The sequence below is a fragment of the Nakamurella alba genome, from assembly GCF_009707545.1.
Classification (GTDB): Bacteria; Actinomycetota; Actinomycetes; order Mycobacteriales; family Nakamurellaceae; genus Nakamurella; species Nakamurella alba.
Map to the genome: position 1 here is coordinate 26042 of NZ_WLYK01000001.1, position 24412 is coordinate 50453.

Below are 24412 nucleotides of genomic sequence, written 5' to 3' on the forward strand. Positions count from 1 at the left end.
TCTCAGTGCACCGGCTGACCTTCGGCGAAGTCGTCGATGTGGGCGGCCTCGGCGTTCTGCCGGCGCTTGCGGTAGGAGGGTGCGGCGAGCGCCACCAGCAGGGCGAGCCCGCCGACCACCGCGCACGCCCAGAAGCCAAGGGTGAAGGCGTGATCGGTCGGCGCCCCCTGAGCGGTGGTGTTCGACGAGATCAACGCGGCGATCACGGCGGTGCCGATGCTGCTGCCGACGGTGCGGACCACGGTGTTGGCGCTGATCGCCTCGCCGGTCTGGGCCGCCGGGACGCTCTCGACGATGGCGTTCGAGGTGGAGGCCAGCGCCATGCCGATCGCGATGCCGGTGAGGATGCCGGAGACCACGATCTGCCAGAGCTGGGCGTGGCTGATCGCGGGCACCAGGAAGGCCAGGATCACCGCCACCGAGCCGATGATCATCGGGACCTTCGGGCCGATCTTGCGGATCAGCGCGCCCGCCACCACGCCGGTGATCACCATCGCGATGACGGTGGGCAGCAGGAACAGACCGGACTGGCTCACCGACTTGCCGAACCCGTAGCCGAGCGCCGGCGGCAGCTGGAGCAGGGTCGGGACCAGGATGAAGGTGCCGAACATCGCGAAACCGAAGGCCAGCGCGACCACGTGGGAGGTCCAGACGCCCGGGTTGCGGAACAGTCGGACATCCACCAGCGGCGAGTCGACCTGCAGTTCGACGAACACGAACGCTACCAACGCCACGATGCCCAGAGCCAGCAGTCCGATCGTCCGGAAGTCACCCCAACCCCAGGTGCTGCCCTCGCTGACCGCGAGCAGGGTGGCGACCAGGCCGACCGACAGCACGCCGGTGCCGACGAGGTCGAGGGATCCGGGGGTGCGCACCGGCGACTCCGGCATGCCGAAGATCGTGCCGAGCAGCGCCACCAGCACCAGGATCGCCGGCAGCCAGAACAGCCAGTGCCAGGACAGTCCCTGCACGATCGGTCCGGCGGCGACGATGCCGACGCCGGCACCGATGCCGAAGATCGCCGACAGCAGACCGATGGTGACGCTGACCTTCTCCTTCGGCAGCTCGTCACGGACGATGCCGATGGACAGCGGCAGCACCGCGCCGGCGGCGCCCTGCAGCACCCGGCCGATGATCAGCACGGTGAGATTCGGTGCCAGCGCGGCGATCACGGCGCCGGCCAGGAGCAGTGCGAGGACGACGATCATCACCTTGCGCTTGCCGATCATGTCGCCCAGCCGGCCGAGGATCGGGGTGAGCACGGCGGCGGACAGCAGGTAGGCGGTCAGCACCCAGCTGGCGCTGCCGGTGGAGACGCCGAGGTCCTGGCCGATGGTGCCGAGGGCCGGTGCCACCAGCGACTGCAGGACGGCGAAGGACAGGCCGCCCAACGACAGATACAGGATGATCGCCGAGCTCCGGGACCCGTGGACCACAGGTTCCGGAGACGATCCCGGTGCGGGTTCCGCGATGGTGGACACGTGACTCCTCGTGATGTAAACAAGTGATGACTTAGCGACTGTAACCACGGTTGGTTGACGTCAACAACTGTTTGCGGTGTGGCGATGGCAACAGTGCGTGCCCGGGACGACCACAGAGCACAACATCAGGAGGTCGGTCGACGATGACCGGTACGGCACCGCTGCAGGACACGGGCCCGCGACCCGACCGGCTCGCGGCGGTCGACGAAGGGTGTGCGGCCGGCGGCGAGGTCCGGGCCGGGCGGGACGCATTGGCGACGAAGCGGGCACTGGTCCGGGCGGCCCGCCGCAGGTTCGCGACCGACGGCTACCGCGCCACCACGGTCCGGCGGATCGCCGCCGATGCCGGCGTGAACGTCGCCCTGATCAACCGCTACTTCGGTTCGAAGGACGGACTTTTCGAGGCCTGCATGCGCCGGTCCTACGAGGAGATCGACCCGCAGGAGATCGTCGCCGGCGGGATCGACGGTCTGATCTCCCGGATGGCGGCGCGGGTGGCCGGATCACCGGATCCCGACGAACCCCTGCAGTTCCTGCTGCTGCTGCGCTCGTCCGGCGACGAGGTCGCCGATCGCATCCGTCGGGACACACTCGAGTACTTCACCCGCCAGCTGGCGCGGGCCGCGGGTTGGGATCCGGACAACGGCGACGACGGGCTGCTGCAGCGGGCACAGATCGCCATCGCCACGATGCTCGGGCTGGTCATGCTGCGGACCTCGGCGAAGGTGGAACCGTCGGCGTCGGCGACGCCTGCCGATCTGGTGGAACCGCTGGGTGACGTGATCCGGGCGTTGTTCGGCCGCTCCTGATCGACGAGGTCCGGCCCGGTCCGGCATCGATCTGCCCACCGTGCGTGGGATCGTCACGGACCCCGACCGGCCACCGCCCCGAGGTGCCCGGCGGCAACGACCGGACAGCAACGATCTGACCGCAGCGACCGACCACTCCGGTCGAGAAGTCCCTGCGGGGCAATGTTCTCGCGTCCGCCCGGGCGGGTCGGACCGTCGGGTCGGGGAGCAGGGTCCCGCGGGCGGCGGCCCCCGGAGTTCAAGGTGTCTTTGCCTGGTGCCGTTCATCTTGCACAAAACGGACAGATCACCCGGCGGTGTGCCGGCCGTTCCGCCACGATCGTCCGCCATTCTTGACAGCGCTGTCGGGAATGGGTCAGGATCGCGCCGAACGGCGGATCGACGGAGATCGGGCCGGGCCAGGAGGCGACGTGGAGGTCGACAGCGACGGCGGGCGGCCCCGTGCCGCCGGTAGGGCCACCGTCTACGACGTGGCCGCACTGGCCGGTGTGTCGATCAAGACGGTGTCCCGGGTCGCGAACGGCGAGTCGCAGGTCAGCCCGAGCACCCGCCGCAAGGTGCAGGACGCCATGGAGCACCTGTCGTACGTGCGCAATCCCGCGGCCCGGGCGCTGGCCTCCGGATCCGGTCCTACCATCGGTGTGGTCATCGACTCCATCGCCGACCACTTCTTCTCCTCGCTGGTGCTGACCGTCGAGGAACGCGCCATCGCAACGGGTGTCGCGGTGTCCATCGGCTCGACCGGGCGCTCGCCGGAGCGGGAGCGCGCGCAGATCGAGCGGCTGGTCCAGCAGAACGTGAGCGGCCTGATCATCGCGTCCTCGGCCGGCGACCACTCCTACGTCGAGCAGGTCGCGGCGGGGGTGCCAGTGGTGCTGATCGACCGCGGCTGGGAACTGCCGGGCTACGACACGGTGCGGGTGCAGGACCACGAAGCGGCCCGTGCCGCCACCGCGCACCTGGTCGAGCACGGCCATCGCAGGATCGCCTTCCTCGGCGAGTCGATCGAGGTCGAGACGGTGGCCGCCCGCCGCTCCGGCTACCGACAGGCGCTGCAGGACAACGGGATCAGATTCGACACGGGGTGGGTCAACGAACGGTGTCCCGACGTCGGGGCTGCGGACGTCGAGGTACGCCGGATGCTGGCCGGCCGCCGGCCGCCGACGGCGATCTTCGCGTCCAGTCCGCGTGCGGCCATGGGCGCCGTCTCGGCCCTGCACGCCCTCGGCCGGACCGACGTGGCGCTGGTCAGCTTCGGCGACTTCGAACTGGCCGGATCACTGGTGCCGGCGGTCACCGTGGTCGACCACAGCCCGCACGAACTCGGAGAGGCCGCGATGTCAACACTTTTCGCCCGGATGGCCGACCGTGCCCGCCCCGCGGTCGACCTCGCGCTGCCGCTGAAGATGATCGCCCGTGGTTCCGGCGAGCTCACACCTCGGGATGTGCTGCCAGGCCATTGATCCGACGCCCGGCAACGGCCCGGGTGCGCCACCTCCGAGCGGACCATCTTCCGGTCGGAACGACGAAAGGAACGCAGTGAAGCGTTTGTCGCACAGATCGCTGGCGGCCGGAGCCGCCGCCGCCGTGGTGCTGCTCGGGCTGTCGGCCTGCGGCAGCTCCGCAGAGGACTCCTCGACCAGCAGCTCGGCCGCGGCCGGCGCCGGGACCACCTCCGCCGGAGGCGGTTTCGACGTCACCACGAGCCCGTCCTCCAGCGGGTCGGCCGGCAGTTCGTCCGCCACGGCGCCGGCCGGCGGCGGCCTCACCCGCAACCCGGAGACCGACGGCAAGACGATCAACGTGCTGATGGTGGCGAACCCGCAGATGACGGATCTGCAGAGCCTGACCGCTGAGCACTTCACCGCCGAGACCGGCATCACCGTGAACTACACGGTCCTGCCGGAGAACGACATGCGCGCCAAGGCCGACATCGAGTTCAAGAACCAGGCCGGCCAGTACGACGTGGCCACCCTGTCGAACTTCGAGATCCCGATCTGGTCGCAGAACGGCTGGCTGGCCGATCTGACCGAGTACTCCGCCGCCGACACGTCTTTCAACCAGGCGGACATCTTCCCGGCGTTCACCCAGTCCCTGTCGACGGACGGCAAGATCTACGGCGAGCCGTTCTACGGTGAGTCCTCGTTCCTGATGTACCGCACCGACGTCTTCGAGAAGGCCGGCGTCACACTGCCGGACAACCCGACCTGGGACGAGGTCGCCGCCGCGGCGGAGAAGGTCGACGGGGTCGAGCCGGGGATGAAGGGCATCTGCCTGCGCGGACTGCCGGGCTGGGGCCAGCTGGGCGGACCGCTGACCACCGTCATCAACACCTTCGGCGGCGCCTGGTTCGACGCGGACTGGAACGCGCTGCTGGACGACCCGAAGACGGTCGAGGCCGTGCAGTTCTACACCGACCTGGTGAAGGAGCACGGCGAGGTCAGCCCCTCGCAGGCCGGCTTCACCGAGTGCCTGAACAACTTCGTCCAGGGCAAGGTCGCCATGTGGTACGACGCGACATCCGCTGCAGGATCGGTGGAGTCGGCCGATTCGCCGGTCAAGGGCAAGGTCGGCTACGTGCAGGCCCCGGTCAAGGAGACCAAGGCCTCGGGCTGGCTGTACACCTGGGCCTGGGCCATCCAGGAGGCGGCGAAGGAGAAGGATGCGGCGTGGCAGTTCGTCTCGTGGGCGTCCTCGCAGCAGTACGAGGAGCTGGTCGGCGAGGAGCTGGGCTGGCCGCGGGTGCCGTCCGGCAAGCGGGCGTCGACCTACAGCAACCCGGACTACATCGCCGAGGCCGGAGCCTTCTCCGAGCCCACGCTGACCGCGCTGCAGAGCGTCGACCCGGCGAACCCGGGCGTGCAGCCGCGGCCGACCATCGGGATCCAGTTCGTCGGCATCCCGGAGTTCACCAGCCTCGGTGACGAGGTGACGGCCTCGCTGTCGCAGGTCCTGGCCGGCAGCGGCACCGTCGAGGACGCACTCGCCGCGGCGCAGGAGGCAGCGCAGAAGGTCGGGGACGAGTACAAGTAGCCCCGGGTCCGAGCGGGTCCCGCAAGCAGTAGCGTTCCCCGGTGGCGGCGGAGCCCACGTGGCTCCGCCGCCACACCTGTGTCAGCAGCGCATCCCCCGGAAGGCACCTCCCCATGAACGAGTTCCACGGCCGCACCGTCCTGGTCACCGGCGCCGCCGGCGGCATCGGCGGGGCCACCGTCCGCACCCTGGCCGCGCGCGGCGCCGACGTGATCGCCGCCGACCGGAGCGCGGAGTCGCTGGAACGGATCGTGGCGGAGACCGGGGCCCGGCCGCTGGCCTTCGACCTGACCGACGAGGCGGACGTCGCCCGCGCCGTGGACGGCCTCGACCTGTGGGGGCTGGTCAACTGCGCCGGGTTCGGCGGACTGGTCGCGCCGGCCGTCGACGCCGGCATGGACATGTTCGACCGGGTGATCGCGATCAACACCCGCGGCGCCCTGCTGGTCACGAAATATGCTGCGCGCAGCCTGATCCGGCTCGGCAACGGCGGTTCGATCGTCAACGTCTCGAGCCAGGCGTCTCTGGTCGCGCTGCAGGGCCACGTCTCCTACGCCGCCTCGAAGGCGGCGCTGGACGGCATCACCCGGGTCACCGCGCTGGAGCTGGGTGAACACGGGATCCGGGTCAACAGCGTCGCCCCGACCGTGGTGATGACGCCGATGTCCGCCTCCTACTGGGGCCGTCCGGAGATCGAGAAGCCCTTCCTGGCAGCGATGCCGCTCGGCCGGTGGGCCACCGAGCAGGACATCGCCGGGCCCATCGCCTTCCTGCTCTCCGACGCGTCCGCGATGATCTCCGGCGTCACCCTGCCCGTCGACGGCGGCTACACCTGCCGCTGACCGGGTCACGGAACCCCGACACCGATCGAAGGAGGGTACGAGGGAACGAGGGCTTGACCGTGCCCCAAGGGCACGGTTTCCACTGTCGTCGAGCGGTACCGGGCACCCGTCCGGACGGCCCCGGTCCGACGTCACGGGGTGTGCCGCGCACCTCACGACGTTCACGGGAGTAGACGATGGCCTCGTTCCTGTACCGGATCGGACGGTTCTCCTACCGCCGGTGGTGGTTGGTCCTGCTGCTGTGGATCATCGCCACCATCGGGCTCGGCAGCCTGGCGTCGGTGGTGTCGAAGCCCTTCGAGGACGACTTCGACCTGCCCGGCAGCCGGGCCGTCCAGGCGCAGGAGGTGATCCTGCGGGAGTTCCCGTCGGCCGGTGACGCCGATGCGCCGACCGCGACGATCCTCCTGCAGTCCGGCGACGGACGGCCGCTGGCCGAGGGGGCCAATCATGCGGCCGTCGAGCAGGTGGTGGCGAAGCTCCAGGAGATCCCGCAGTTCACGGCCGAGCAGCGGGCGGCCGTGTCCGATCCCACGCAGGCCCCGGCGGCGGGTGGGAACCTCAGCGCCGACGGCACTGTCGCGATGATCGAGCTGACCTTCGACGCGCAGCGGGACGGCGCCGACACCGGGGTCACCGACGAGACCATCGCGGTGGTCTCGCAGGCCAAGGACATCGGCCGTGCCGCCGGTCTGGTGGTCGAGAGTGCGGGTACTGCCAATGAAGTGGTGGTGGAGCCGCCGGCCGAGCTGATCGGCATCGCGGTGGCGATCGTGGTCATGGTGATCACCTTCGCCGCGCTGCTGGCGGCAGCGATGCCGCTGGGGGCGGCGATCATCGGCATCGCGGTGTCCACCTCGCTCATCTCCGTCGGGACCGCGTTCCTCACCCTCGGCACCTCCACCACCGGGCTGGCCACCATGATCGGGTTGGCCGTCGGCATCGACTACTCGCTGTTCGTGATCTCCCGGTACCGGTCCGAGCTGGCGCTGACGAAGGACCGGGCGCACGCCGCCGGCGTCGCGGTCGGCACCGCCGGCTCGGCGGTGGTGTTCGCCGGTGCGACGGTGGTCATCGCGCTCGTCGCGCTCAATGTCACCGGCATGTCGTTCCTGGCGCAGATGGGCTCCGGCGCCGCGGTGACCGTGATCCTCGCCGTCCTGGTCGCGCTCACCGTGCTGCCGGCGCTGCTCGGCATGTTCAAGTCCTGGGTGTTCAAGCCGCGCATCCCGCTGCTCTGGACCCCGGAGAAGAACCGGCGATCCACCGTCGGCACCCGGGTGGGCGCGGCACTGACCGCGCGGCCGCTGCCGTTCGTGCTGGTGGGTGTGGCCGTGCTGGTGCTGGCCGCGCTGCCGATCGGCAAGCTGCAGCTTGGCCTGGACGTCGCGGCGCAGTCGGACAAGGCGGCCCTGGCGATCGAGCACGAGGCCTTCGGCGAGGGCAAGTCCTCGCCGCTGGTGGTCGTCGTCGACGCCGCGGACGTCGCGGGGACGGCGGCCGCGTCGGAGCAGTTCACCTCCGCCGCAGCAGGTCTCCCGCACATCGCGTCGAACGGGGTGATCGGCCCGGTGCCGAACCCGGACGGCACCGCCGCACAGTTCCTGGTGATCCCGGCGAACGGTCCGTCGACCCCGGAGACCACCGCCCTGCTGGAGCAGGTCCGCCAAGTCGCCGATGACATCGGCGCAGCCACCGGCACTTTCGTGGGCGTCGGTGGGGTGGCGGCCATCCAGGCCGACTTCTCCGACACGCTCACCGGCAAGCTCCCGCTCTACCTCGTCGTGGTGGTCGGCCTGGCCTTCCTGCTGCTGATGATCGTCTTCCGGTCGGTGATCGTGCCGTTGGTCGCCTCGCTGGGGTTCCTGCTGTCGATCGCGGCGACCTTCGGGGCCACCGTCGGGTTTTTCCAGGACGGCTGGCTCGGGTGGATCGAGCCGGACGACCGCGGACCGATCATGGTGTTCATGCCGATCTTCCTCATCGGCATCGTCTTCGGCCTCGCGATGGACTACCAGGTGTTCCTCACCAGCCGGATGCGGGAGGAGTACCACCACGGCGCGTCACCGAAGGACGCGATCCGGACCGGGTACCGGGCGGGTGCCCGGGTGGTCACCGCGGCTGCCGTCATCATGATCTCGGTGTTCGCCGGCTTCACCCTGTCCACCGAGACCTTCCTGAAGCTGATGGGCTTCTCGATGGCCGCGGCCATCGTCTTCGACGCCTTCGTGATCCGGATGATCGTGGTCCCGGCGGTGATGGCGATGCTGGGCGACCGCGCCTGGTGGATGCCACGATGGCTGGACCGGCTGCTGCCCAGGATCGACGTCGAGGGCGAGCGCCTGCGCCCGCAGCGGGCGGCGGCGGTCGGGGAGGTGGCGCCGCAGCACCTGACGGGATCGGGAAGGGGAGTGCGATGAGCTGGAGCACCCGCGAACTGGCCGACATCGCCGGGACGACGGTCAAGGCGATCCGGCACTACCATGCGATCGGCCTGCTCGACGAACCGGAACGCCGGTCCAACGGCTACAAGCAGTACACCACCGCACATCTCGTCCAGCTGCTGCGGATCCGCCGACTGCAGGCACTCGGCGTGCCGCTGTCCCGGGTGCCGGCGATGGGGGCCTCGGCGGAGGATCCGGACGAGGCGATCCGGATGATCGACGCCGAGCTGGCCGCGACGATCGACCGGCTGCAGCGGATCCGGCTGGAGCTGGCGGCGATGTCCGGACACGGTGCGGCGCTGGACGTCCCGCCGGATTTCGCCCCGGTCGCGGACCGGCTGACGGCGAACGAGAAGGCACTGGTGACGATCTGGTCGCACGTGTTCGATGCCGGCGCCACCGAGGTGGTCCGCCGGGCGATGCTGGACCGGACCTCCGCGGACGACGACTTCGAGGCGTTGCCGGCCGACGCCGACGAGGAGACGATCGACGAGCTGGCCCACCGATTGCTGCCCGGGGTCATCAGCGCTCGCGAGTTGCCCTCGTGGAACGATGATCTCGTAGGGTCGGCAGGGAGCAGCGCGCGGGTGATCGGGCAGGCGCTGGTCGATCTCTACAACCCGGCCCAGATCCGGCTGATGGTCCGGTTGGACGAACTGGCGAACCGCGGGGCGACCGGCTGACTGCGGTCGCCCCGCGGTGGGGTGCCTACGGTTGCCATGGCTCGTGCGTGTGCGACAGCCACACCCGCTCGGGGCGCATCGCGACGATCAACCGCTGGCCCTCGGTCGCCGGTTCGTCGAGTTCGCCGGACCAGACGGCGGTGTCGCCGGCGATGACGACCGGCGGGTCGGCGGTGTCGATCACCACGATCTGCGATCCCGGTGTGTGGCCGGGGGCCGGGACGAGGCGGACGCCGGGCAGCAGCTCGAGCTCGCCGTCGACCGGGACGTAGAGCACACCCGGCGGGTCGACCCACTCCGGGATGGTCTGCACGGCGCCGCTGCGCACGTCGTCCAGCTCCTGCCGTTGGACGTGGATCGGCGTGCCGGCGAACAGGTGGTTGCCGCCGCAGTGGTCGAAGTGCAGATGTGTGTTGACCACCAGGTCGACGCCGGCGGCGAGGACGTCCTCGGCCCATGGGTGCAGCCGCGGATCGAGGTCCGCCGCTGCCGGGTGCAGCTCCTTGATCCCGGTGTCGACCAGGATCCGCCCGTGCGGGTGCTCCACCACGTGCACGTACACCGGCATCCGCTCACCCTCGACACCGAGGTCGGCGACGAGCACCGGGGTGACGGTGATGCTCACCGGGTCACCGCCCGGTCGTCCAGCCGCGCAGGCAGGCCGAACAACCCGAACAGCTCGGCGTCGAAGGTGACGATCTCGGTGATCAGGCAGTCCCGCACGTCCAGCACGTCGACGGCCAGCGCGGCGAAGGAGTCCTCGCCCGGCCGGCGCACGTAGGCGGCCACGGCAGGCTGCCTGTTTGCCCGGGTCAGGACGCACCGCATGCTGCCGAAGGCGTCGACGCCGAAGCCGCCCTCCGCCCAGGCCCGCACCACGGTGTCCCGGCCGGACCAGACTCCGGGGTGCGGAGGCATGGAGAACCGCACGTCCTCGTGCAGCAGGGCGGCCACGCCGGCGGCGTCCACCCGCTCGTTGCACTCGACGTACCTCGCGAGCAGCTCCTGCTCCGCGGCCGTCAGAGCACCGGCCTGCCACTCCCGCCGGTCCACGGGCAGGGCCGTCCGCAGGCCGGCCCGGGCACGTTGGAGGGCGGAGTTCACCGACGCCTCGGTCGTCTCCAGCAGCCGGGCCGTCTCCCTGACCGAGCAGTCCAGGACATCCCGCAGCACCAGGACGGCGCGGGGCAGCGGCGGCAGGTGCTGGATCGCCGCGATGAACGCCAGCTCGACGGTCTCCCGTGCCAGCGCCACGTCCTCCGGACCTTCGCGCCGGTCCGGCAGTTGCTCCAGCAGTTCGTCGGGATAGGGCTGCAGCCAGGTGATCTCGCCGTCCGGCCCGGGCCGGCGCGGACGCTTGTCCAGGGCGTCGAGGCAGGCGTTGGTGGCGATCCGGTACAGCCAGGCCCGCACGGTCGACCGGCCGGCGTAGGTGTCCCGGCCGCGCCAGGCCCGCAGGAACGCCTCCTGCACCAGGTCCTCGGCCTCCTCGAAGGAGCCGAGCATCCGGTAGCAGTGCAGGTGCAGTTCCCGGCGGTGCAGTTCGACCCGGGCGTCGAACGCCTGCTCGTCGAGGGGGCGCAGGTCGTCAGCGGTGGCATCCATGACAGGTGTGACGGTAGGTGCTCCGGAAAGTCATCACCACCCGGTGCGCACCATCCACGGGACAACGCCCACTGCCGGCCGAAGGGCCGGAGCCGCCGCTACGCCCCGAAGTGCTTCTCGATGTAGGCCTGGGCCTCGGCACTCGGACGCATGTGGCTGACCTTGTTCAGCCGCTCCTTCTCCTTCTGCCGTAGCTGGTACCGCACGCGGTCCCAGTCGTAGACCATCACCGGGTCGAACTGCGGGCCCTCGGAGCCGAACGTGGTCTTGAGCGGTTCGATGACCGCGTCCACCGCGGGCAGGTGGAACGTGGTCAGCGTGGTGCGGTGGCCCAGCGGGTTCTCGTCGGCCACCACGCGGTGCCGGGTGGCCGGCCACATCCCGTTGGTCCAGCGGGTCATCAGCTCGCCCATGTTGATCACCAGGGCCTCGTCGATGACCGGGACGTTGAACCAGTTGTTGTCGCTGTCGCGGATCTGCAGGCCGTCGTAGGTGCCCCGCTGGTGCAGGATCGTCAGCGTGCCGCCGTCGGAGTGCTCGTCGAAGATCACCGTCGGGTGCTCCACCAGCGGCGCGTTGCGCGGCGGGTAGTAGTTGATCGAGCAGGAGGAGGCGTTGGGCTCGACCAGGGTGTCGAAGTAGTCCAGCGGCAGGTTCAGCGCGACCGCGAACAGGCTCATCAGGCTGGCGCCGAGATCCTGTGTGGCGGAGAAGAGATCGGTCACCGCGTCGCGGAACCCCTCCACCTCCCAGGGCCAGACGTTGGGGGAGAAGAAGTCCGAGTACTCGCTCGGCACGCCGCCGGCCTCGGCCGCCTCGGGGGAGTCGAAGCTGCTCGCGTGCATGCGCAGCGAGCGGACCTGACCCTCCTTGTCGTAGTTGGTGGTCAGGCCGCGGTACGGATGACCCACCGGCGACACGATCGTCTTCAGGTAGCCCGGATCCATCTGCGACAGCGCCTCGGCCATCGCGTACACCCGGTCGATCAGCGGCAGCGGGATCCCGTGGCCGACGATCTGGAAGAAGCCGGACGTCGTGGCCGCCAGGTTCACCTGCTCCGGCGCCGTCTGCAGGTCGGTGCCGTCGAGGAAGGTGCTGACGTCGATCACCGGGATCAGCGGTGTCGCGACGATCACGCCGTCGGGCTCGAGTTCTCCGGATGTCATCTGGGTGCTCACTTTCCTCGTCGTCATGACGGTCTGCGGGTGGTGCCGGGATGTCGCCTTCGTGCACTGCGAATGGTGCGGACCTGCTCGTGCCGGGGAGCCGCACGGGGTCGTGGATGCCGGGACTGCCTGCAGATCAGCAGGTTATCCGCATAACTCGAGTGTAGGACCAGGTCGGCGGTCTGACAAGGCTCTCCGGCCGTCGACGTCCGGGTCCGTACGGTCAGGGGCCGTCGCGGGCCGGCGCGGTGGAGGACCGCACCACCAGCCGGGTGGGCAGGCGGATCTCCCGGCCCGGCAGCGTCCCGGTCATGATCTCCTGCAGCAGCAGACCACCTGCCTCGCGGCCGATGTCGCGTGCCGACAGGTCGACGGCGGTGAGCGGCGGCCAGGTGACCGCGGACATCGCGTTGTTGTCGAACGAGGCGACGGACAACACGCCCGGTACCGGGATCCCGGCGTCGGCGGCGGCGGTCAGCACCCCGTAGGCCTGGACGTCGGTGGCCGTCACCACGGCGGTGACGCCGGACCCGAGCCACCCCGGCAGGGCCTTGCCGGCGGCGATTCCTGCTGCCTCCAGGTCGATCTCGCTCCTCGACCGGATGAGCCGGGTGGCGGGCTCAATGCGCCGGAGGTGTTCCTGGAAGTGCCGACGGCGCGCGCTGAAGGTGAGTCGGGGCCGGATCGCGTCCAGGTAGACGATCGTGCGGTGGCCCAGCTCCTCGACCAGGTGGGCGGCCAGGGCGCCGGCGCCCCCGGCGAGGTCGAAGAAGACCCGGGACGAGCGGGTGTGCGCGTCGGGTTCGTCGACGTACACCACGGGCAGATCGTCCGGGACCGGTTCGTACTCCGTGTCGTCGAGGCTGATCAGCAGGCCGTCGACACCGAACGAGGAGACCATCGCGACGTCGGGGGCGCGGTCGCCCGCCCCGCCCACGGCGAGGATCAGCTGCAGGTCGTGACCGAGCGCCTCGGACACCCCGGATGCCAGTGCTGCGATGAACGGATTCGTGAGATCGTGCGCCAGCAGCGCGATCCGGCCGTGCCGACCGGTCACCAGGGACCGGGCCGCCGGATTGACGACGTAGCCGAGATCGCGGATGACGGTCTCCACCCGCACCCGCGTGGACTCGGAGACGCGGCCGTGGGCCTTGCCGTTCGTGACCAGGGAGACCGTCGCCACCGACACGTTGGCCATGGCGGCCACGTCGGCCGCCTTCACCCGGGAGCTGCGCGCTCCGGTCATCCGTTCCCCCGGTTCGACGAAGTGGTGTTTCGCATGGCGTCGACTGCGGTGCACCGGCCGCCCGGTCGGAGCGGGCCGTGCTCGAAGTCGCCGCGGAAGATGGTGCAGGGCAGAGAGAATCGTCCCGTCGCGGGGACCTGATCGGTCGGCGGCGAGCGCAACGCGCGCCGGTGCGGTGTCCTCACTCTGGCACAACCCAGGCACGGCGGGAAGTGTGGCCGGCCGGGTTGTGCGCTTGACGGAACCGATCGGAGCAGTCCGGCTTTCGATCAGATCAACGCCGATGAACTGCAGGTTTCGGCGGGTGGAACAGGCGCCGGTGACGCCGGGCCGGGGCCCGGACCGGACTTTCGGCATCGCCGCAGATCGTCCGCTTTGATGAAAGTTTCGTACACGGAAGCGGGCGGGTGTCACCGACCAGGTCCGAGTGTCGCTGCGGTGCAGGGCGTGCCGCGGGTCACGGCAAAGGTAAACACCTCGTTACCGTCGCTGCCGGGGCTTGCCGACACCCGATCAGGCGGCAGTACATTAATCGCATTACTTCGACCGCGGCCGTTCCGGCGTGACCGGTCGCCCCGCCCGGTCATGTCCGCCGGTCCCTCGTCCTGCCGCTCCACGCGTACCCCTTCTGCACCCCCGCCTGCCAGAGAGGTCCTGAACCGATGAGCCGTGCCAGTCGTCAGCGACGCACGAGAGTGTCTGCAGCAGTGGCGATCGCCACTGCTGCCGTTCTCGTGCTGAACGCCTGTTCCAGCAGCAGCGATGCGGGGTCGACGACCTCGACGCCGCCGACCTCCGCCGGCACGTCCACCGGTACCGCCGGGTCGTCCGCGGCCCCGTCGTCGTCCGGCACCGACACCGGGTCCGCGGCCGCGCCGGTGACCGGCGACAGCACGGTCCGCGTGGTCATCCCGACCGAACCGGTCAGCCTCAACCCCATGCTCAGCCCGGCCAGCGACACCAAGGCCTACGGGGTGCTCTACGACTTCCTGACCGAGATCAGCCCGGACGGACAGGTCACCGAGGACGGACTGCTGACCGGTTGGGAGCGTGTGGATCTCACCACCTGGCTCTTCGACGTGCGACCGGACGTCAGCTTCACCAACGGCGAGCCGTTCGACGCCGACGCCGTCGCATTCGCGCTGGAGCAGTCGACGGTCTCGCCCAGCCGCAGCGGCGTGGTCTCCAGCATCGAGACCGTCACCCCGGAGGGCGACCAGGTGAGAATCGTGACCAGTCAGCCCTTCCCGGCGCTGCCGACGATGCTCTCGCAGATCCCCGCCCTGCCGCCGGCCTACTACGCCGAGGTCGGCGACGAGGGCTTCGCGCAGGCGCCGATCGGTACCGGCGCCTGGACCCTGGGCAGCTACTCGCCGGGCCAGTCCATCGTCTACAACCGCAACGACGACTACTGGGGCACGAAGGCCGCGGCCGCCACGCTGGAGTTCTCCTTCAGCCCGGAGACCTCGAGCCGTGCGGCGCTGGTGCAGAGCGGCCAGGCCGACCTGGCCACCGATCTGCTGCCGTCCGCGGCGCAGGAGTTCGCCGGCAACGCCTCCGTCGCGGTCTACTCGGAGCCGGCCGGTGCCCAGATGAACGTCTTCATCACCGACAACGCGCCGTTCGACAACCCCGATGTCCGCAAGGCCGCGCAGATGGCCATCGACCGCGAGGGTCTGGCGGGCGCCCTGTTCGGCGAGGGTGCCGCCGTGGACCACTACCTGTTCTCCGACATCGGTTCCGACATCCCGATGTTCGACGACACCGTGACCTACGACCCGGAGGCGGCCCGGGCCCTGCTCGCCTCGACCGGGGCGGACACGAACATCGAGTTCACCTTCCCGGTGGGGCGCACCCCGAACGACGACCAGGTCGGTGAGGCCATCTCCGGCATGTTCGAGGAGGTCGGGTTCACGGTCAAGCGGAACCCCCTGCCCTTCACCGAGGTGCTCGACCTGATCACCGACGACGCCACCGCGATCTTCCTGATCGGCAGCAACCAGCAGACCCCGACGCCGTACTCGATGGTCAACGCCCGGGTGCTCAGCTTCGGCGGCTGGCCGGTCTGCCCGAGCCCCGAGCTCGACGCGTCCTACGAGACCGTGCTGGAGAGCACCGATCCCGAGGACACCGCGCTGGCCTACCAGGCGCTCGAGCAGATGTACGTGCAGGACGACGCATGTGCGCTGCCGCTCTACGAGTACAACACCACCTGGCTCGCGTCCCCGTCGCTGACCGGCGTCACGGTGACCACCGCCGGCTGGCCGGTCTACGACACCCTCGCGATGAGCTGACGTGACCATGACGGACGTGGCCGGTGGAGCCGGGACGGGTGCGCCGGTCCGGCGCGCCCCGGAGCAGGACACGTCCGTGCTGGAGGTCGCCGACCTGTCCGTGACGTACTCGTCACGGCAGGTCGGCGCCGTCCACGCGGTCAAGGACGTGTCGCTGACGGTGGGGGCTGGTGAGATCGTCGGGGTGGTCGGCGAGTCCGGTTCGGGCAAGACCACTCTCGGCATGACCATCGCGGGCCTGGTCCCGCGGACCGGCGGCGGGGTGAAGGTGCTCGGCCGGGAGCTGTCCGGGAAGTGGACCCGCGACCAGCGGGCCGAGGTGCAGGTGATCTTCCAGGACGCGGTCGCCGCGCTCGACCCCCGGCAGCGGATCGGCAAGGGCCTGAAGGAACTGCGCAAGGTGCACCCGGACCGGACGTCCTGGATCACCGACGAGGACCTGATGGCGCGGGTCGGACTGGTCCCGGACATCCTGAACCGGTTCCCGCACCAGATCTCCGGCGGGCAGGCCCAGCGGGTCATGGTCGCCAGGGCACTGCTGCTGCGGCCGCGGTTGCTCATCGCGGACGAGCCGACGTCCGCGCTGGACGTGCGGGTGCAGGCCCAGGTGATGGACCTGCTGAAGGGTCTGCGGGACGAGGGGCTGGCGATCCTGTTCGTCAGCCACGACTTCGGTGTGGTCACCGAGCTCTGCGACCGGGTGCACGTGATGTTCCAGGGGGAGATCGTCGAGGAAGGGGTCACGGCCGCCGTGTTCCACTCACCCGAGCACGAGTACACGCGGCGACTGGTCGCCGCCGTGCCCGGCAGCAGCCGGGCCGCGGTGGTGGACCCGCCGTCGCCGGAGCGCCCGGTGCCCGCGAAGGCCGGAGGGACGGGATGAGCAGCGTCCTGCGGGCCCTCGCCAAGGCCGTCATCACCCTGTGGATCGCGGTCACCATCGCCTTCTTCCTGGCCCGCATCGCCGGTGACCCGGCAGCGCGGCTGGCCGGTGAGTTCGCGACACCGGCCACCCTGCAACGGATCCGCGAACAACTGGGACTGGCGGATTCGCTGCTTGCGCAGTACGTACGGTTCCTCGGCGAACTGGTGCGGGGCGACCTCGGCGACTCCTTCAGCTACCACGTCAGCAACGTGAGCCTGATCGCCAGCAGGTTGCCCGCCTCGCTGACCCTGGCGATCTCGGCGATGGTCATCGCGGTGGTGATCGGCGTCCCGCTGGGGGTGCTGGCCGCCGCCCGGGAGGGCAGCGTGGTCGACCGGGTGGTCTCGGTGCTGTCGCTGGTCGGCCAGTCCGTGCCGACCTACTGGATCGGCCTGATGGGCATCACCGTGTTCGCGGTGACCTGGGGTCTGCTGCCGGCCGGTGGCAACGCCTCGTTCAGCGCCTACATCCTGCCCGCGGTCGCGGTGGCCTTCGTGCCGCTGGCGGCGATCACCCGGCTCACCCGGTCCAGCATGATCGAGGCCCTGCAGCAGGACTTCTTCTCCGCCGGCCTGGCCCGTGGCCTGTCCCGTCCCCGGCTGATCTGGCGACATGCGTTGCGGCACACCGCACTGCCGGTGCTGACGGTGATCGGTCTGCAGACCGGTCTGCTGCTGTCCGGCACGGTGACCGCGGAGGTGGTGTTCTCCTGGCCGGGCCTGGGCCGGCTGGTCACCGATGCCGTGCAGCAGAACGACTTCCCGCTGGTGCAGGCGGTGGTCATCGTCGGCGCCCTGGTGTTCGTGGTGGTGAACCTGTTGGTGGACCTGTCCTACCCGGCGCTGGACCCGCGACTGCGGAGGGGCAAGGCATGACGACGATCGTTCCCGAGGAGGTCGGCGAGGTACCGGCACCGCACGCCGGCCGCAGCCGCAACCGCGACCGGATCGCGGTCTGGGCCATCGCCACCCCGCTGCTGCTGATGGCGGTCGTGTTCCTGCTGGCCCCGTGGCTCGGCCTGCCCGACCCGAACCGCCAGCGGCTGAGCGACTCCCTGCTGGAACCGGTGTGGATCACCGGTGACTGGGGACACGTGCTCGGCACCGACAAGCTCGGCCGGGACCTGCTGTCGCGGTTGGTCGAGGGCGGCCGCATCGTGCTGCTGCTGGCGGTGTGCGGCACGCTGGCCGGCTTGATCCCGGGCGTGCTGCTGGGCATGGTCGCCGGCTACCGCGGCGGCTGGCTGGATGCCGTGGTGTCCAGGTTCGTCGAGGCCTGGATGGCCATCCCCGGACTGCTCTTCGCGATCGTCATCCTGATCGGCACCGGCCGCAGCCTGGCGGTGTTGGTCGGGGTGCTCGGGCTGCTCACCTGGCCGCTGTACGCGCGGGTGGTGCGGGCCGATGCGATCGCACTGAAGCACCGGCCGTTCATCGCCGCCCTCCGCACCGCCGGCGTGCCGACCTGGCGCCTGATGGTCAGCCACATGCTGCCGAACGTCGCCTCGACGGTGCTGGTGATCGGCGCCCTGCAGACCGGTGGCTCGGTGCTCATCGAGAGCGGACTGAGCTTCCTGGGCATCGGCGTCGTCTCCCCCCAGATCAGTTGGGGCGCCATGCTCGCCGAGGGGCGGGACGAGCTCACCAAGGCCTGGTGGGTCGCGGTGTTCCCGGGCGTCGCGATCTCGATCGTGGTGCTGCTGACCAATCTGCTCGGCGACGCGCTGCGCCGCCGCTTCGACCCCCGCAGCCGGAGGTACTGAGCATGAAGACCCTGTCCGCCACCGCGCCGGCCGCAGTCGGCCCGGCGGCCGTCCCGACGTTGCAGATCCAGGACCTGGAGATCACCGCGGCCACCGGCAGCGGCACGACCACCCTGGTCGAGGGCTTCACCCTGTCCGTCGCCCCCGGCGAGATCGTCGGCCTGATCGGCGAGTCCGGCAGCGGGAAGACCACGATCGCGCGGAGCATCATCGGACTGCTGGACAAGAACGTCTCGGTCAGCGGCGGGTCCATCGGGCTGAACGGCACGACCATCCGGAACGCCGACGAGAACCACACGCACGGGCTGCGCGGCCGGTCCATCGGCATGGTGTTCCAGAACGCCACCGGCTCGCTCGACCCGCTCATGCGGATCGGCACGCAGCTGCTGGAGGTCGTCCGGGTGGTCCAGCCGGCGCTGAAGAAGCGGGCCGCCGACGAGTTGGTCCGGACGACGTTGGCGGACATGGGTTTCGCCGACGTGCAGCGCGTCATGCGCAGCTATCCGCACCAGCTCTCCGGCGGGATGAACCAGCGGGTCGCCATCGCCCTGGCCGTGGTCAACCGGCCCGCGCTGATCATCGCCGACGAGGCCACGTCGGCGCTGGACGTCACCACCCAGGCCGGGGTGGTGAAGGTGCTGCAGGGCCTGGCCGCCACCGGGATCAGCCTGGTCTTCGTCACCCACGACCTGCTGCTGGCCAGCGAGATCTGCGACCGCATCGCCGTTCTGGAGAAGGGGCGCCTGGTCGAGCTGGACAACGCGGTGGACTTGGTCGCCCATCCGCGCGAGCCTTACACCAAGGCCCTGCTCGACGCCATCCCCAACCCCCACGAGATCGCCGCCGCAGCGGCAGCCCGGGTCTGATCCGGACCACCACTGATCCGGACCACCACTGAGCCGGACCACCGAAGGAGAACACAAGTGCTGGAACAACGCCGACTCGGTGCGAGCGACATCATGGTCGGGGAACTGGGTCTGGGCTGCATGGGCATGACCGGTGCCTACGGATCGCCCGCCGACTGGGACGAGGCGGCCTCGATCGAGGTGATCCGCCGGGCGATGGACCTCGGCGTCACCATGATCGACACCGCCGAGCTCTACGGGCCCTGGGTCAACGAGAAGCTGGTCGGCAAGGCGATCGCCGGTCGCCGTGACGAGGTGACCATCGCGACCAAGACCGGACTGGTCTCGGTGGATCCCGAACTGGGCCTGAACCACGTCGACTGCCGTCCGATGCACATCAAGCTGGCGGTGGACGCGTCCCTGTACCGGCTCGGGGTGGACGTCATCGACCTCTACTACCTGCACCGGCCGGACCCGACCGTGCCGATCGCCGAGTCCGTCGGCGCGATGGCGGAACTGGTGCAGGCCGGCAAGGTCCGGCACATTGGTGTCAGCGAGTACTCGGTGCAGCAGCTCGAGCAGGCCGTCGCGGTGCACCCGATCGTCGCGGTGCAGTCCGAGATGTCGCTGTGGACCAGGGATGCGCTGGCCGGGGTGCTGCCGTGGTGCGAGGCGAACGACGCCGCCTTCGTGCCGTTCTCCCCGCTCGGCCGCGGCTTCCTCACCGGCACCGTGGCGACCACGTTCGATGCCCGCGACATGCGCTCCCGGCACCCGCGTTTCCAGCCGGAGGCGCGGGACGCCAACGACCTGATCGTGGCCCGGATCAGGACGGTCGCGGAGCGGCTCGGTGCCTCGCCGGCCCAGGTGGCCATCGCCTGGACGCTGGCCCAGGGCGCCCAGGTGATCCCGATCCCGGGTACCAAACGACTGAAGTACCTGGAGGAGAACCTGGCGGCCGCCGACCTGGTGCTCTCCGCCGACGACCTGGCCGAGCTCGACGACCTGCCGGAGGCCGTGGGGCACCGCTCCAACATGCCGCAGTTCCTCGGTGCCCGCTGAGCCGCACCGGCCGGACCGCCGCCCCGCTGAGCGATGTCGTACTGCGGGGGCGGCGCCGCTCAGCGCAGGTGCCGGGCCAGCAGGCTGAGATCGGCGGGTGAGAGCCGGTCCGACGAGGTGTTGGCCTGGTGCCAGTAGGGGTAGGGCAGCGGCTGCGCGCTGACCTGGTCCAGAGCGTCGATCTCCTCGGCGGTGAGCGCCAGGTCGGCGGCGGCGAGGTTGTCGGTGAGCTGCTCCTCGGTGCGGGCGCCGACGATGACCGACGTCACCCCGGGCTTGGCCATAGTGTACGCGAGCGCCACCTGCGCGGCCGACACACCGTGTCCGTCGGCGATGCCGACCAGGGTCTCGATCGTGTCGTAGAGCTTGTCCTGGTCGTGCACCGGAGGCTCGCTCCACTCGCTCAGATGACGGCTCCCCTCGGGGGCCTGCTGCCCGCGCCGGTACTTGCCGGACAGCAGGCCGCCGGCGATCGGGCTCCAGACCAGGATGCCGAGGCCCTGGTCGAGAGACACCGGCACCAGCTCGTTCTCGGCCTCCCGGGCCTGCAGCGAGTAGTAGATCTGCTGACTGACGAAGCGCTGCAGGCCGAGCCGCTCGGACACGCCCAGCGCCTTCATCAGCTGCCAGGCGGCGTAGTTCGACGCGCCGATGTAGCGCACCTTGCCGGACTGCACCAGGGTGTCCAGGGCGGACAGCGTCTCCTCGAGCGGGGTCTGCCCGTCCCACTCGTGGACCTGGTAGAGGTCGATGTGATCGGTGCGCAACCGGCGCAGGCTCGCCTCGGCGGCGCGGAGCAGGTGGTGCCGGGACAGCCCGGCGTCGTTCGGGCCGTCGCCCATCGGCATGCGGGCCTTGGTGGCCAGCAGGACCTCGTCCCGGTCCCCGCCCAGCGCCTCGCCGATGATCTCCTCGGACAGGCCCGCCGAGTAGACGTCGGCGGTGTCGATGAGGTTGACCCCGGCGTCCCGGGCCAGGTCGATCTGGCGGCGGGCGCCGGCCACGTCGATCTGACCGACCGGGGTGGCCCAGCCGGTGCCGCCGAAACCCATGGTGCCCAGCGTGACGGTGGAGATGCGCAGGCCCGACCGGCCCAGCTGACGGTAGTCCATGCTCGGAGCGTAGACCGGGGTCCGGTGGACCGATCCCGTCAGGTACGGGCGGGGGCGGCCGCCTTGACCGCAGCCGCGACCTTCTCCACCTGGTCCTTGGCGTCGCCGAAGAGCATGGCGGTGTTGGGACGGTGGAAGAGCGGGTTCGGCACGCCGGCGTACCCGCTGGCCATGGACCGCTTGAACACCACGACGTTCTCCGCCTTCCAGACCTGCAGCACCGGCATACCGGCGATGGGGGAGGTGGGGTCGTCGTCGGCCGAGGGGTTGACGGTGTCGTTGGCGCCGATGACCAGCACGACGTCGGCATCCGGCAGCTCGTCCTGGATCTCGTCCATCTCCAGCACGATGTCGTAGGGCACCTTCGCTTCGGCGAGCAGCACGTTCATGTGCCCGGGCAGCCGGCCGGCGACCGGGTGCACGGCGAACCGGACGGTCTTGCCCTGGGCGCGCAGTGCCGCGGTGAGCTCGGCGACCTGGCCCTGGGCCTTGGCGACGGCCATGCCGTAGCCCGGTGCGATCACGATGTCCTGCGCGTCGGCCAGCAGCTCGGCCAGTCCGGTCGCGGTGATCTCCCGGTGCTCGCCGAGATCCGCTGCGGCCGCGCTCGTCCCGGACGGCGCCTCGGCACCGAAACCACCCAGGATGACCGACACGAACGATCGGTTCATCGCGGTGCACATGATGTACGAGAGGATCGCGCCGGAGGACCCGACGAGGGCGCCGGTGATGATCAGCAGGTTGTTGCCGAGCATGAAACCTGCTGCGGCAGCGGCCCATCCGGAGTAGGAGTTGAGCATCGAGACGACCACCGGCATGTCACCGCCGCCGATCGCGGCGATGAGGTGCAGCCCGAGGGCCAGGGCCAGGACCGTCATCAGCAGCAGCGGCAGCAGCGAGGGTGCGGCCAGGAACCAGCCGAGCAGCACCAGGCACGCGAGCACCAGCACCAGGTTCACCGTGTTGCGGCCGGGAACGGTCAGCGGCGCGGAGGGCATCTTCGCCGACAGCTTGAGGTAGGCGATGATCGAACCGGTGAAGGTGACCGCGCCGATGAACACCCCGAGGAAGACCTCGACCAGGTGCACGGCGTCGGCATCGTGCACGGTCAGGTAGGAGTTGAACCCGACCAGTACGGCGGCCAGCCCGACGAAACTGTGCAGGATGGCGATCATCTCGGGCATCTGGGTCATCTCGACCCGCCGGGACAGCACGGTGCCGACGATCGCGCCGATCAGCAGCACCGCCACGATCAGCCCGGCGGTGATCAGCGGGTCGATCTGCGAGTAGCGCAGGGACAGGGCGATGGTGGCGACCAACGCGAGCGCCATGCCGATCTTGCCGGCCAGGTTGCCGGCGCGTGCCGACCGCTGGTGCGAGAGCCCGGCCAGGGACAGCACGAAGAGCACACCGGCGATGAGATAGCCCGCCTGCACGAGGGAATCGAGGGTCTGCTCGTCCACCTCAGCCGTCCTTCCGGAACATGGCGATCATGCGTCCGGCCACGCCGAACCCGCCGAAGATGTTGACGGCCGCGACGGTCGCCGCGAGGAACGCCAGCACCACCACCGCCACGTTGTCCGAGCCGAGCTGCAGCATCGCGCCGACCAGGATGATCCCGGAGATCGCGTTGGTCTGCGCCATCAGCGGGGTGTGCAGGGACGCCGTCACGTTGGTGATGACGTAGAAGCCGACGAAGACGGCCAGCACGAACACGGTGAAGGCACCGAGGAAGCTGGCCGGCGAGAAGGTCACCGCCGCGCCGACCGCGACCGCTCCCAGCCCGAAGAGTGCGTAGCGGCGGCGCTGTCGCAGCGCCTCCGCCGCGGCGGTCTCCTCCGGGGTGCGGGCCGGGACCGGCGTCTTCGCAGCTGCGGAGGGCGCCGCGGCGGGTGCGGCCGACACCTGCACCGGTGGCGGTGGCCAGAACACGGTGCCCTCGTGCGTCACCGTCACCGCCCGCTGGATGACGTCGTCGTGGTCCAGCACGAGCACGCCGTCCTTGGCGGGCGTCATCAGCTTGAGCAGGTTGACGATGTTGGTGCCGTAGAGCTGCGAGGTGTGCGCCGGCATCCGGCTCGGCTGGTCGGTGGAACCGACGATCGTGACGCCGTTGTCGGTGACGATGGTCTGGTCGGGCACGGTGAGCTCGCAGTTCCCGCCGCCGACAGCCGCGAGATCGACGATGACACTGCCCGGCCGCATCCCGGCGACCATCTCCTTGGTGATGGTGCGGGGTGCCTTGCCACGGACCAGCGCGGTGGTGAGCACGACGTCGGCCTTCGCGCACTCGGCGGCGTAGATCCGGGCGGTGCGCGCCGCCTCGTCGTCGCTGAGCTCCTTCGCGTACCCGTCACCGGCACCCGCGGCTGCGGCTGCGGGAGTCTCCTCACCGGTCACGAAGATGGCGCCCATCGAGTGCACCTGCTCGCGCGCCTCCGGGCGCACGTCATAGGCGCGCACCTGCGCGCCCAGCGATCCGGCCGTACCGATCGCGGCCAGCCCGGCCACTCCCGCGCCGATGACGAACACCGTCGCCGGGGCGGTCTTGCCGGCCGCCGTCACCTGGCCGCCGAACATCCCGCCGTAGGCCTCGGCGCCCTCGATCACCCCGCGGTAGCCGGAGATGTTGGACATGGTGGACAGCACGTCCATCGCCTGCGCGCGGGAGATGCGCGGGATCGCCTCCAGACAGAACGCGGTGGTCCGCCGCGCCTGCAGCGCTTCGATCAGGTCCGGTCGCGGATCCATCCGGGTGACCAGCACGGCCCCGTCGGACAGCAGCCCGATCTCCTCGGCGGTGGGCTCGTTCACCCGAAGCACCAGGTCGGCGGCCCACGCCTGCGGCCGTGTGCCGATCGTGGCGCCGGCGGCCTGGTAGGCCTCGTCCGAGAACTGGGCACCCTCGCCGGCGCCGGCCTCGACCACCACCTGGTAGCCCAGCTCGAGCAGCTGCTTCACGGTGCGTGGGGTCGCGGCGACCAGCGTCTCGCCGACCCGGCCCTCGACCGGTACGCCGATCCTCTTCGACACGGACATCGGTGTCCTCACACTCTCATCGGGCACTGCTCTTCGTCGGGCATGCTCTGCGCCGGCACCGGGG

General features: G+C 70.2%; 21 protein-coding genes. 12 read left to right on the plus strand and 9 right to left on the minus strand.

What is annotated here, in order from left to right:
- Positions 1-2: 2 nt before the first annotated feature.
- Positions 3-1481, minus strand: a complete 1479-nt coding sequence (locus GIS00_RS00150) for an MFS transporter (RefSeq protein ID WP_322097283.1) — start codon at positions 1479-1481, stop codon at positions 3-5.
- Positions 1482-1624: 143 nt separating this feature from the next.
- Between GIS00_RS00150 and GIS00_RS00155 the strand changes: the two genes are divergently transcribed.
- The 6 genes from GIS00_RS00155 (at position 1625) to GIS00_RS00180 (ending at position 9292) form a co-directional block, all read left to right on the plus strand.
- Positions 1625-2290, plus strand: coding sequence for a TetR/AcrR family transcriptional regulator (locus GIS00_RS00155; RefSeq protein WP_230312703.1), 666 nt, complete (start codon positions 1625-1627; stop codon positions 2288-2290).
- A 410-nt stretch (positions 2291-2700) separates the two neighbouring features.
- Positions 2701-3753, plus strand: coding sequence for a LacI family DNA-binding transcriptional regulator (locus GIS00_RS00160; RefSeq protein WP_196073039.1), 1053 nt, complete (start codon positions 2701-2703; stop codon positions 3751-3753).
- A gap of 346 nt (positions 3754-4099) precedes the next feature.
- Complete coding sequence (locus GIS00_RS00165) at positions 4100-5323, plus strand: ABC transporter substrate-binding protein (protein WP_407666775.1); 1224 nt, start codon at positions 4100-4102, stop codon at positions 5321-5323.
- A gap of 113 nt (positions 5324-5436) precedes the next feature.
- Positions 5437-6165 (plus strand): SDR family oxidoreductase, encoded by a 729-nt coding sequence (locus GIS00_RS00170; protein ID WP_154766435.1) that lies wholly within the window; start codon positions 5437-5439, stop codon positions 6163-6165.
- Between the two features lie 176 nt (positions 6166-6341).
- Complete coding sequence (locus tag GIS00_RS00175) at positions 6342-8585, plus strand: MMPL family transporter (protein ID WP_154766436.1); 2244 nt, start codon at positions 6342-6344, stop codon at positions 8583-8585.
- Positions 8582-9292, plus strand: coding sequence for a MerR family transcriptional regulator (locus GIS00_RS00180; RefSeq protein ID WP_154766437.1), 711 nt, complete (start codon positions 8582-8584; stop codon positions 9290-9292). Before GIS00_RS00175 ends, GIS00_RS00180 begins: the two co-directional genes overlap by 4 nt.
- 25 nt (positions 9293-9317) lie before the next feature.
- On the opposite strand, the gene GIS00_RS00185 is transcribed toward GIS00_RS00180, so the two are convergent.
- From GIS00_RS00185 to GIS00_RS00205, 5 genes are all read right to left on the minus strand, one after another.
- Positions 9318-9860: an MBL fold metallo-hydrolase gene (locus tag GIS00_RS00185; protein WP_154767736.1), complete on the minus strand. Its 543-nt coding sequence runs from the start codon at positions 9858-9860 to the stop codon at positions 9318-9320.
- 53 nt (positions 9861-9913) lie between these two features.
- Positions 9914-10897, minus strand: coding sequence for an RNA polymerase subunit sigma-70 (locus GIS00_RS00190; protein WP_154766438.1), 984 nt, complete (start codon positions 10895-10897; stop codon positions 9914-9916).
- A 98-nt stretch (positions 10898-10995) separates the two neighbouring features.
- On the minus strand, positions 10996-12063 hold the full coding sequence (locus GIS00_RS00195) for an isopenicillin N synthase family dioxygenase (RefSeq protein ID WP_196073040.1): 1068 nt from the start codon (positions 12061-12063) through the stop codon (positions 10996-10998).
- 223 nt (positions 12064-12286) lie between these two features.
- Positions 12287-13309 carry a LacI family DNA-binding transcriptional regulator gene (locus tag GIS00_RS00200; protein WP_196073041.1) on the minus strand — a complete coding sequence of 341 codons (1023 nt, stop codon included), beginning with the start codon at positions 13307-13309 and terminating at the stop codon, positions 12287-12289.
- 679 nt (positions 13310-13988) lie between these two features.
- Entirely contained in the window at positions 13989-14219 is a 231-nt protein-coding gene (locus GIS00_RS00205) for a hypothetical protein (protein WP_154766441.1), read from the minus strand.
- 28 nt (positions 14220-14247) lie between these two features.
- Between GIS00_RS00205 and GIS00_RS00210 the strand changes: the two genes are divergently transcribed.
- Genes GIS00_RS00210 through GIS00_RS00235 form a run of 6 tightly spaced genes read left to right on the plus strand, consistent with a single transcriptional unit; the run spans position 14248 to position 20197 of the window.
- On the plus strand, positions 14248-15603 hold the full coding sequence (locus GIS00_RS00210) for an ABC transporter substrate-binding protein (protein ID WP_154766442.1): 1356 nt from the start codon (positions 14248-14250) through the stop codon (positions 15601-15603).
- A gap of 7 nt (positions 15604-15610) precedes the next feature.
- Positions 15611-16486 carry an ABC transporter ATP-binding protein gene (locus GIS00_RS00215; RefSeq protein ID WP_230312946.1) on the plus strand — a complete coding sequence of 292 codons (876 nt, stop codon included), beginning with the start codon at positions 15611-15613 and terminating at the stop codon, positions 16484-16486.
- Entirely contained in the window at positions 16483-17403 is a 921-nt protein-coding gene (locus GIS00_RS00220; RefSeq protein WP_154766444.1) for an ABC transporter permease, read from the plus strand. Before GIS00_RS00215 ends, GIS00_RS00220 begins: the two co-directional genes overlap by 4 nt.
- Positions 17400-18290 carry an ABC transporter permease gene (locus tag GIS00_RS00225; protein ID WP_154766445.1) on the plus strand — a complete coding sequence of 297 codons (891 nt, stop codon included), beginning with the start codon at positions 17400-17402 and terminating at the stop codon, positions 18288-18290. Before GIS00_RS00220 ends, GIS00_RS00225 begins: the two co-directional genes overlap by 4 nt.
- Before the next feature lie 2 nt (positions 18291-18292).
- A complete protein-coding gene (locus tag GIS00_RS00230) occupies positions 18293-19156 on the plus strand; it encodes an ABC transporter ATP-binding protein (protein ID WP_154766446.1) in 864 nt (287 codons plus the stop codon).
- Between the two features lie 60 nt (positions 19157-19216).
- Positions 19217-20197 (plus strand): aldo/keto reductase, encoded by a 981-nt coding sequence (locus GIS00_RS00235; protein ID WP_255454700.1) that lies wholly within the window; start codon positions 19217-19219, stop codon positions 20195-20197.
- A gap of 59 nt (positions 20198-20256) precedes the next feature.
- Here GIS00_RS00235 and GIS00_RS00240 read toward each other — a convergent pair whose 3' ends face one another.
- The 3 genes from GIS00_RS00240 to GIS00_RS00250 are packed head-to-tail and all read right to left on the minus strand — an operon-like array spanning position 20257 to position 24348.
- Complete coding sequence (locus GIS00_RS00240; protein WP_154766447.1) at positions 20257-21309, minus strand: aldo/keto reductase; 1053 nt, start codon at positions 21307-21309, stop codon at positions 20257-20259.
- Between the two features lie 38 nt (positions 21310-21347).
- Entirely contained in the window at positions 21348-22772 is a 1425-nt protein-coding gene (locus GIS00_RS00245) for an NAD(P)(+) transhydrogenase (Re/Si-specific) subunit beta (protein ID WP_322097288.1), read from the minus strand.
- Between the two features lies 1 nt (position 22773).
- On the minus strand, positions 22774-24348 hold the full coding sequence (locus GIS00_RS00250; RefSeq protein WP_154766448.1) for a Re/Si-specific NAD(P)(+) transhydrogenase subunit alpha: 1575 nt from the start codon (positions 24346-24348) through the stop codon (positions 22774-22776).
- Positions 24349-24412 lie beyond the last annotated feature (64 nt).

Excerpts from the sequence above, each read along its gene's own strand:
- GIS00_RS00155 (WP_230312703.1), top strand. The coding sequence starts at position 1,625 with ATGACCGGTACGGCACCGCTGCAGGACACGGGCCCGCGACCCGACCGG.
- GIS00_RS00165 (WP_407666775.1), top strand. The coding sequence starts at position 4,100 with ATGGTGGCGAACCCGCAGATGACGGATCTGCAGAGCCTGACCGCTGAG.
- GIS00_RS00170 (WP_154766435.1), top strand. The coding sequence starts at position 5,437 with ATGAACGAGTTCCACGGCCGCACCGTCCTGGTCACCGGCGCCGCCGGC.
- GIS00_RS00175 (WP_154766436.1), top strand. The coding sequence starts at position 6,342 with ATGGCCTCGTTCCTGTACCGGATCGGACGGTTCTCCTACCGCCGGTGG.
- GIS00_RS00180 (WP_154766437.1), top strand. The coding sequence starts at position 8,582 with ATGAGCTGGAGCACCCGCGAACTGGCCGACATCGCCGGGACGACGGTC.
- GIS00_RS00185 (WP_154767736.1), bottom strand. The coding sequence starts at position 9,860 with ATGCCGGTGTACGTGCACGTGGTGGAGCACCCGCACGGGCGGATCCTG.
- GIS00_RS00190 (WP_154766438.1), bottom strand. The coding sequence starts at position 10,897 with ATGGATGCCACCGCTGACGACCTGCGCCCCCTCGACGAGCAGGCGTTC.
- GIS00_RS00195 (WP_196073040.1), bottom strand. The coding sequence starts at position 12,063 with ATGACATCCGGAGAACTCGAGCCCGACGGCGTGATCGTCGCGACACCG.
- GIS00_RS00200 (WP_196073041.1), bottom strand. The coding sequence starts at position 13,309 with ATGACCGGAGCGCGCAGCTCCCGGGTGAAGGCGGCCGACGTGGCCGCC.
- GIS00_RS00205 (WP_154766441.1), bottom strand. The coding sequence starts at position 14,219 with ATGACCACGCGGACCGTGCTGTCGCCGGTCACCGGCGCGGCCGCGGAC.
- GIS00_RS00210 (WP_154766442.1), top strand. The coding sequence starts at position 14,248 with ATGCTCAGCCCGGCCAGCGACACCAAGGCCTACGGGGTGCTCTACGAC.
- GIS00_RS00215 (WP_230312946.1), top strand. The coding sequence starts at position 15,611 with ATGACGGACGTGGCCGGTGGAGCCGGGACGGGTGCGCCGGTCCGGCGC.
- GIS00_RS00220 (WP_154766444.1), top strand. The coding sequence starts at position 16,483 with ATGAGCAGCGTCCTGCGGGCCCTCGCCAAGGCCGTCATCACCCTGTGG.
- GIS00_RS00225 (WP_154766445.1), top strand. The coding sequence starts at position 17,400 with ATGACGACGATCGTTCCCGAGGAGGTCGGCGAGGTACCGGCACCGCAC.
- GIS00_RS00230 (WP_154766446.1), top strand. The coding sequence starts at position 18,293 with ATGAAGACCCTGTCCGCCACCGCGCCGGCCGCAGTCGGCCCGGCGGCC.
- GIS00_RS00240 (WP_154766447.1), bottom strand. The coding sequence starts at position 21,309 with ATGGACTACCGTCAGCTGGGCCGGTCGGGCCTGCGCATCTCCACCGTC.
- GIS00_RS00250 (WP_154766448.1), bottom strand. The coding sequence starts at position 24,348 with ATGTCCGTGTCGAAGAGGATCGGCGTACCGGTCGAGGGCCGGGTCGGC.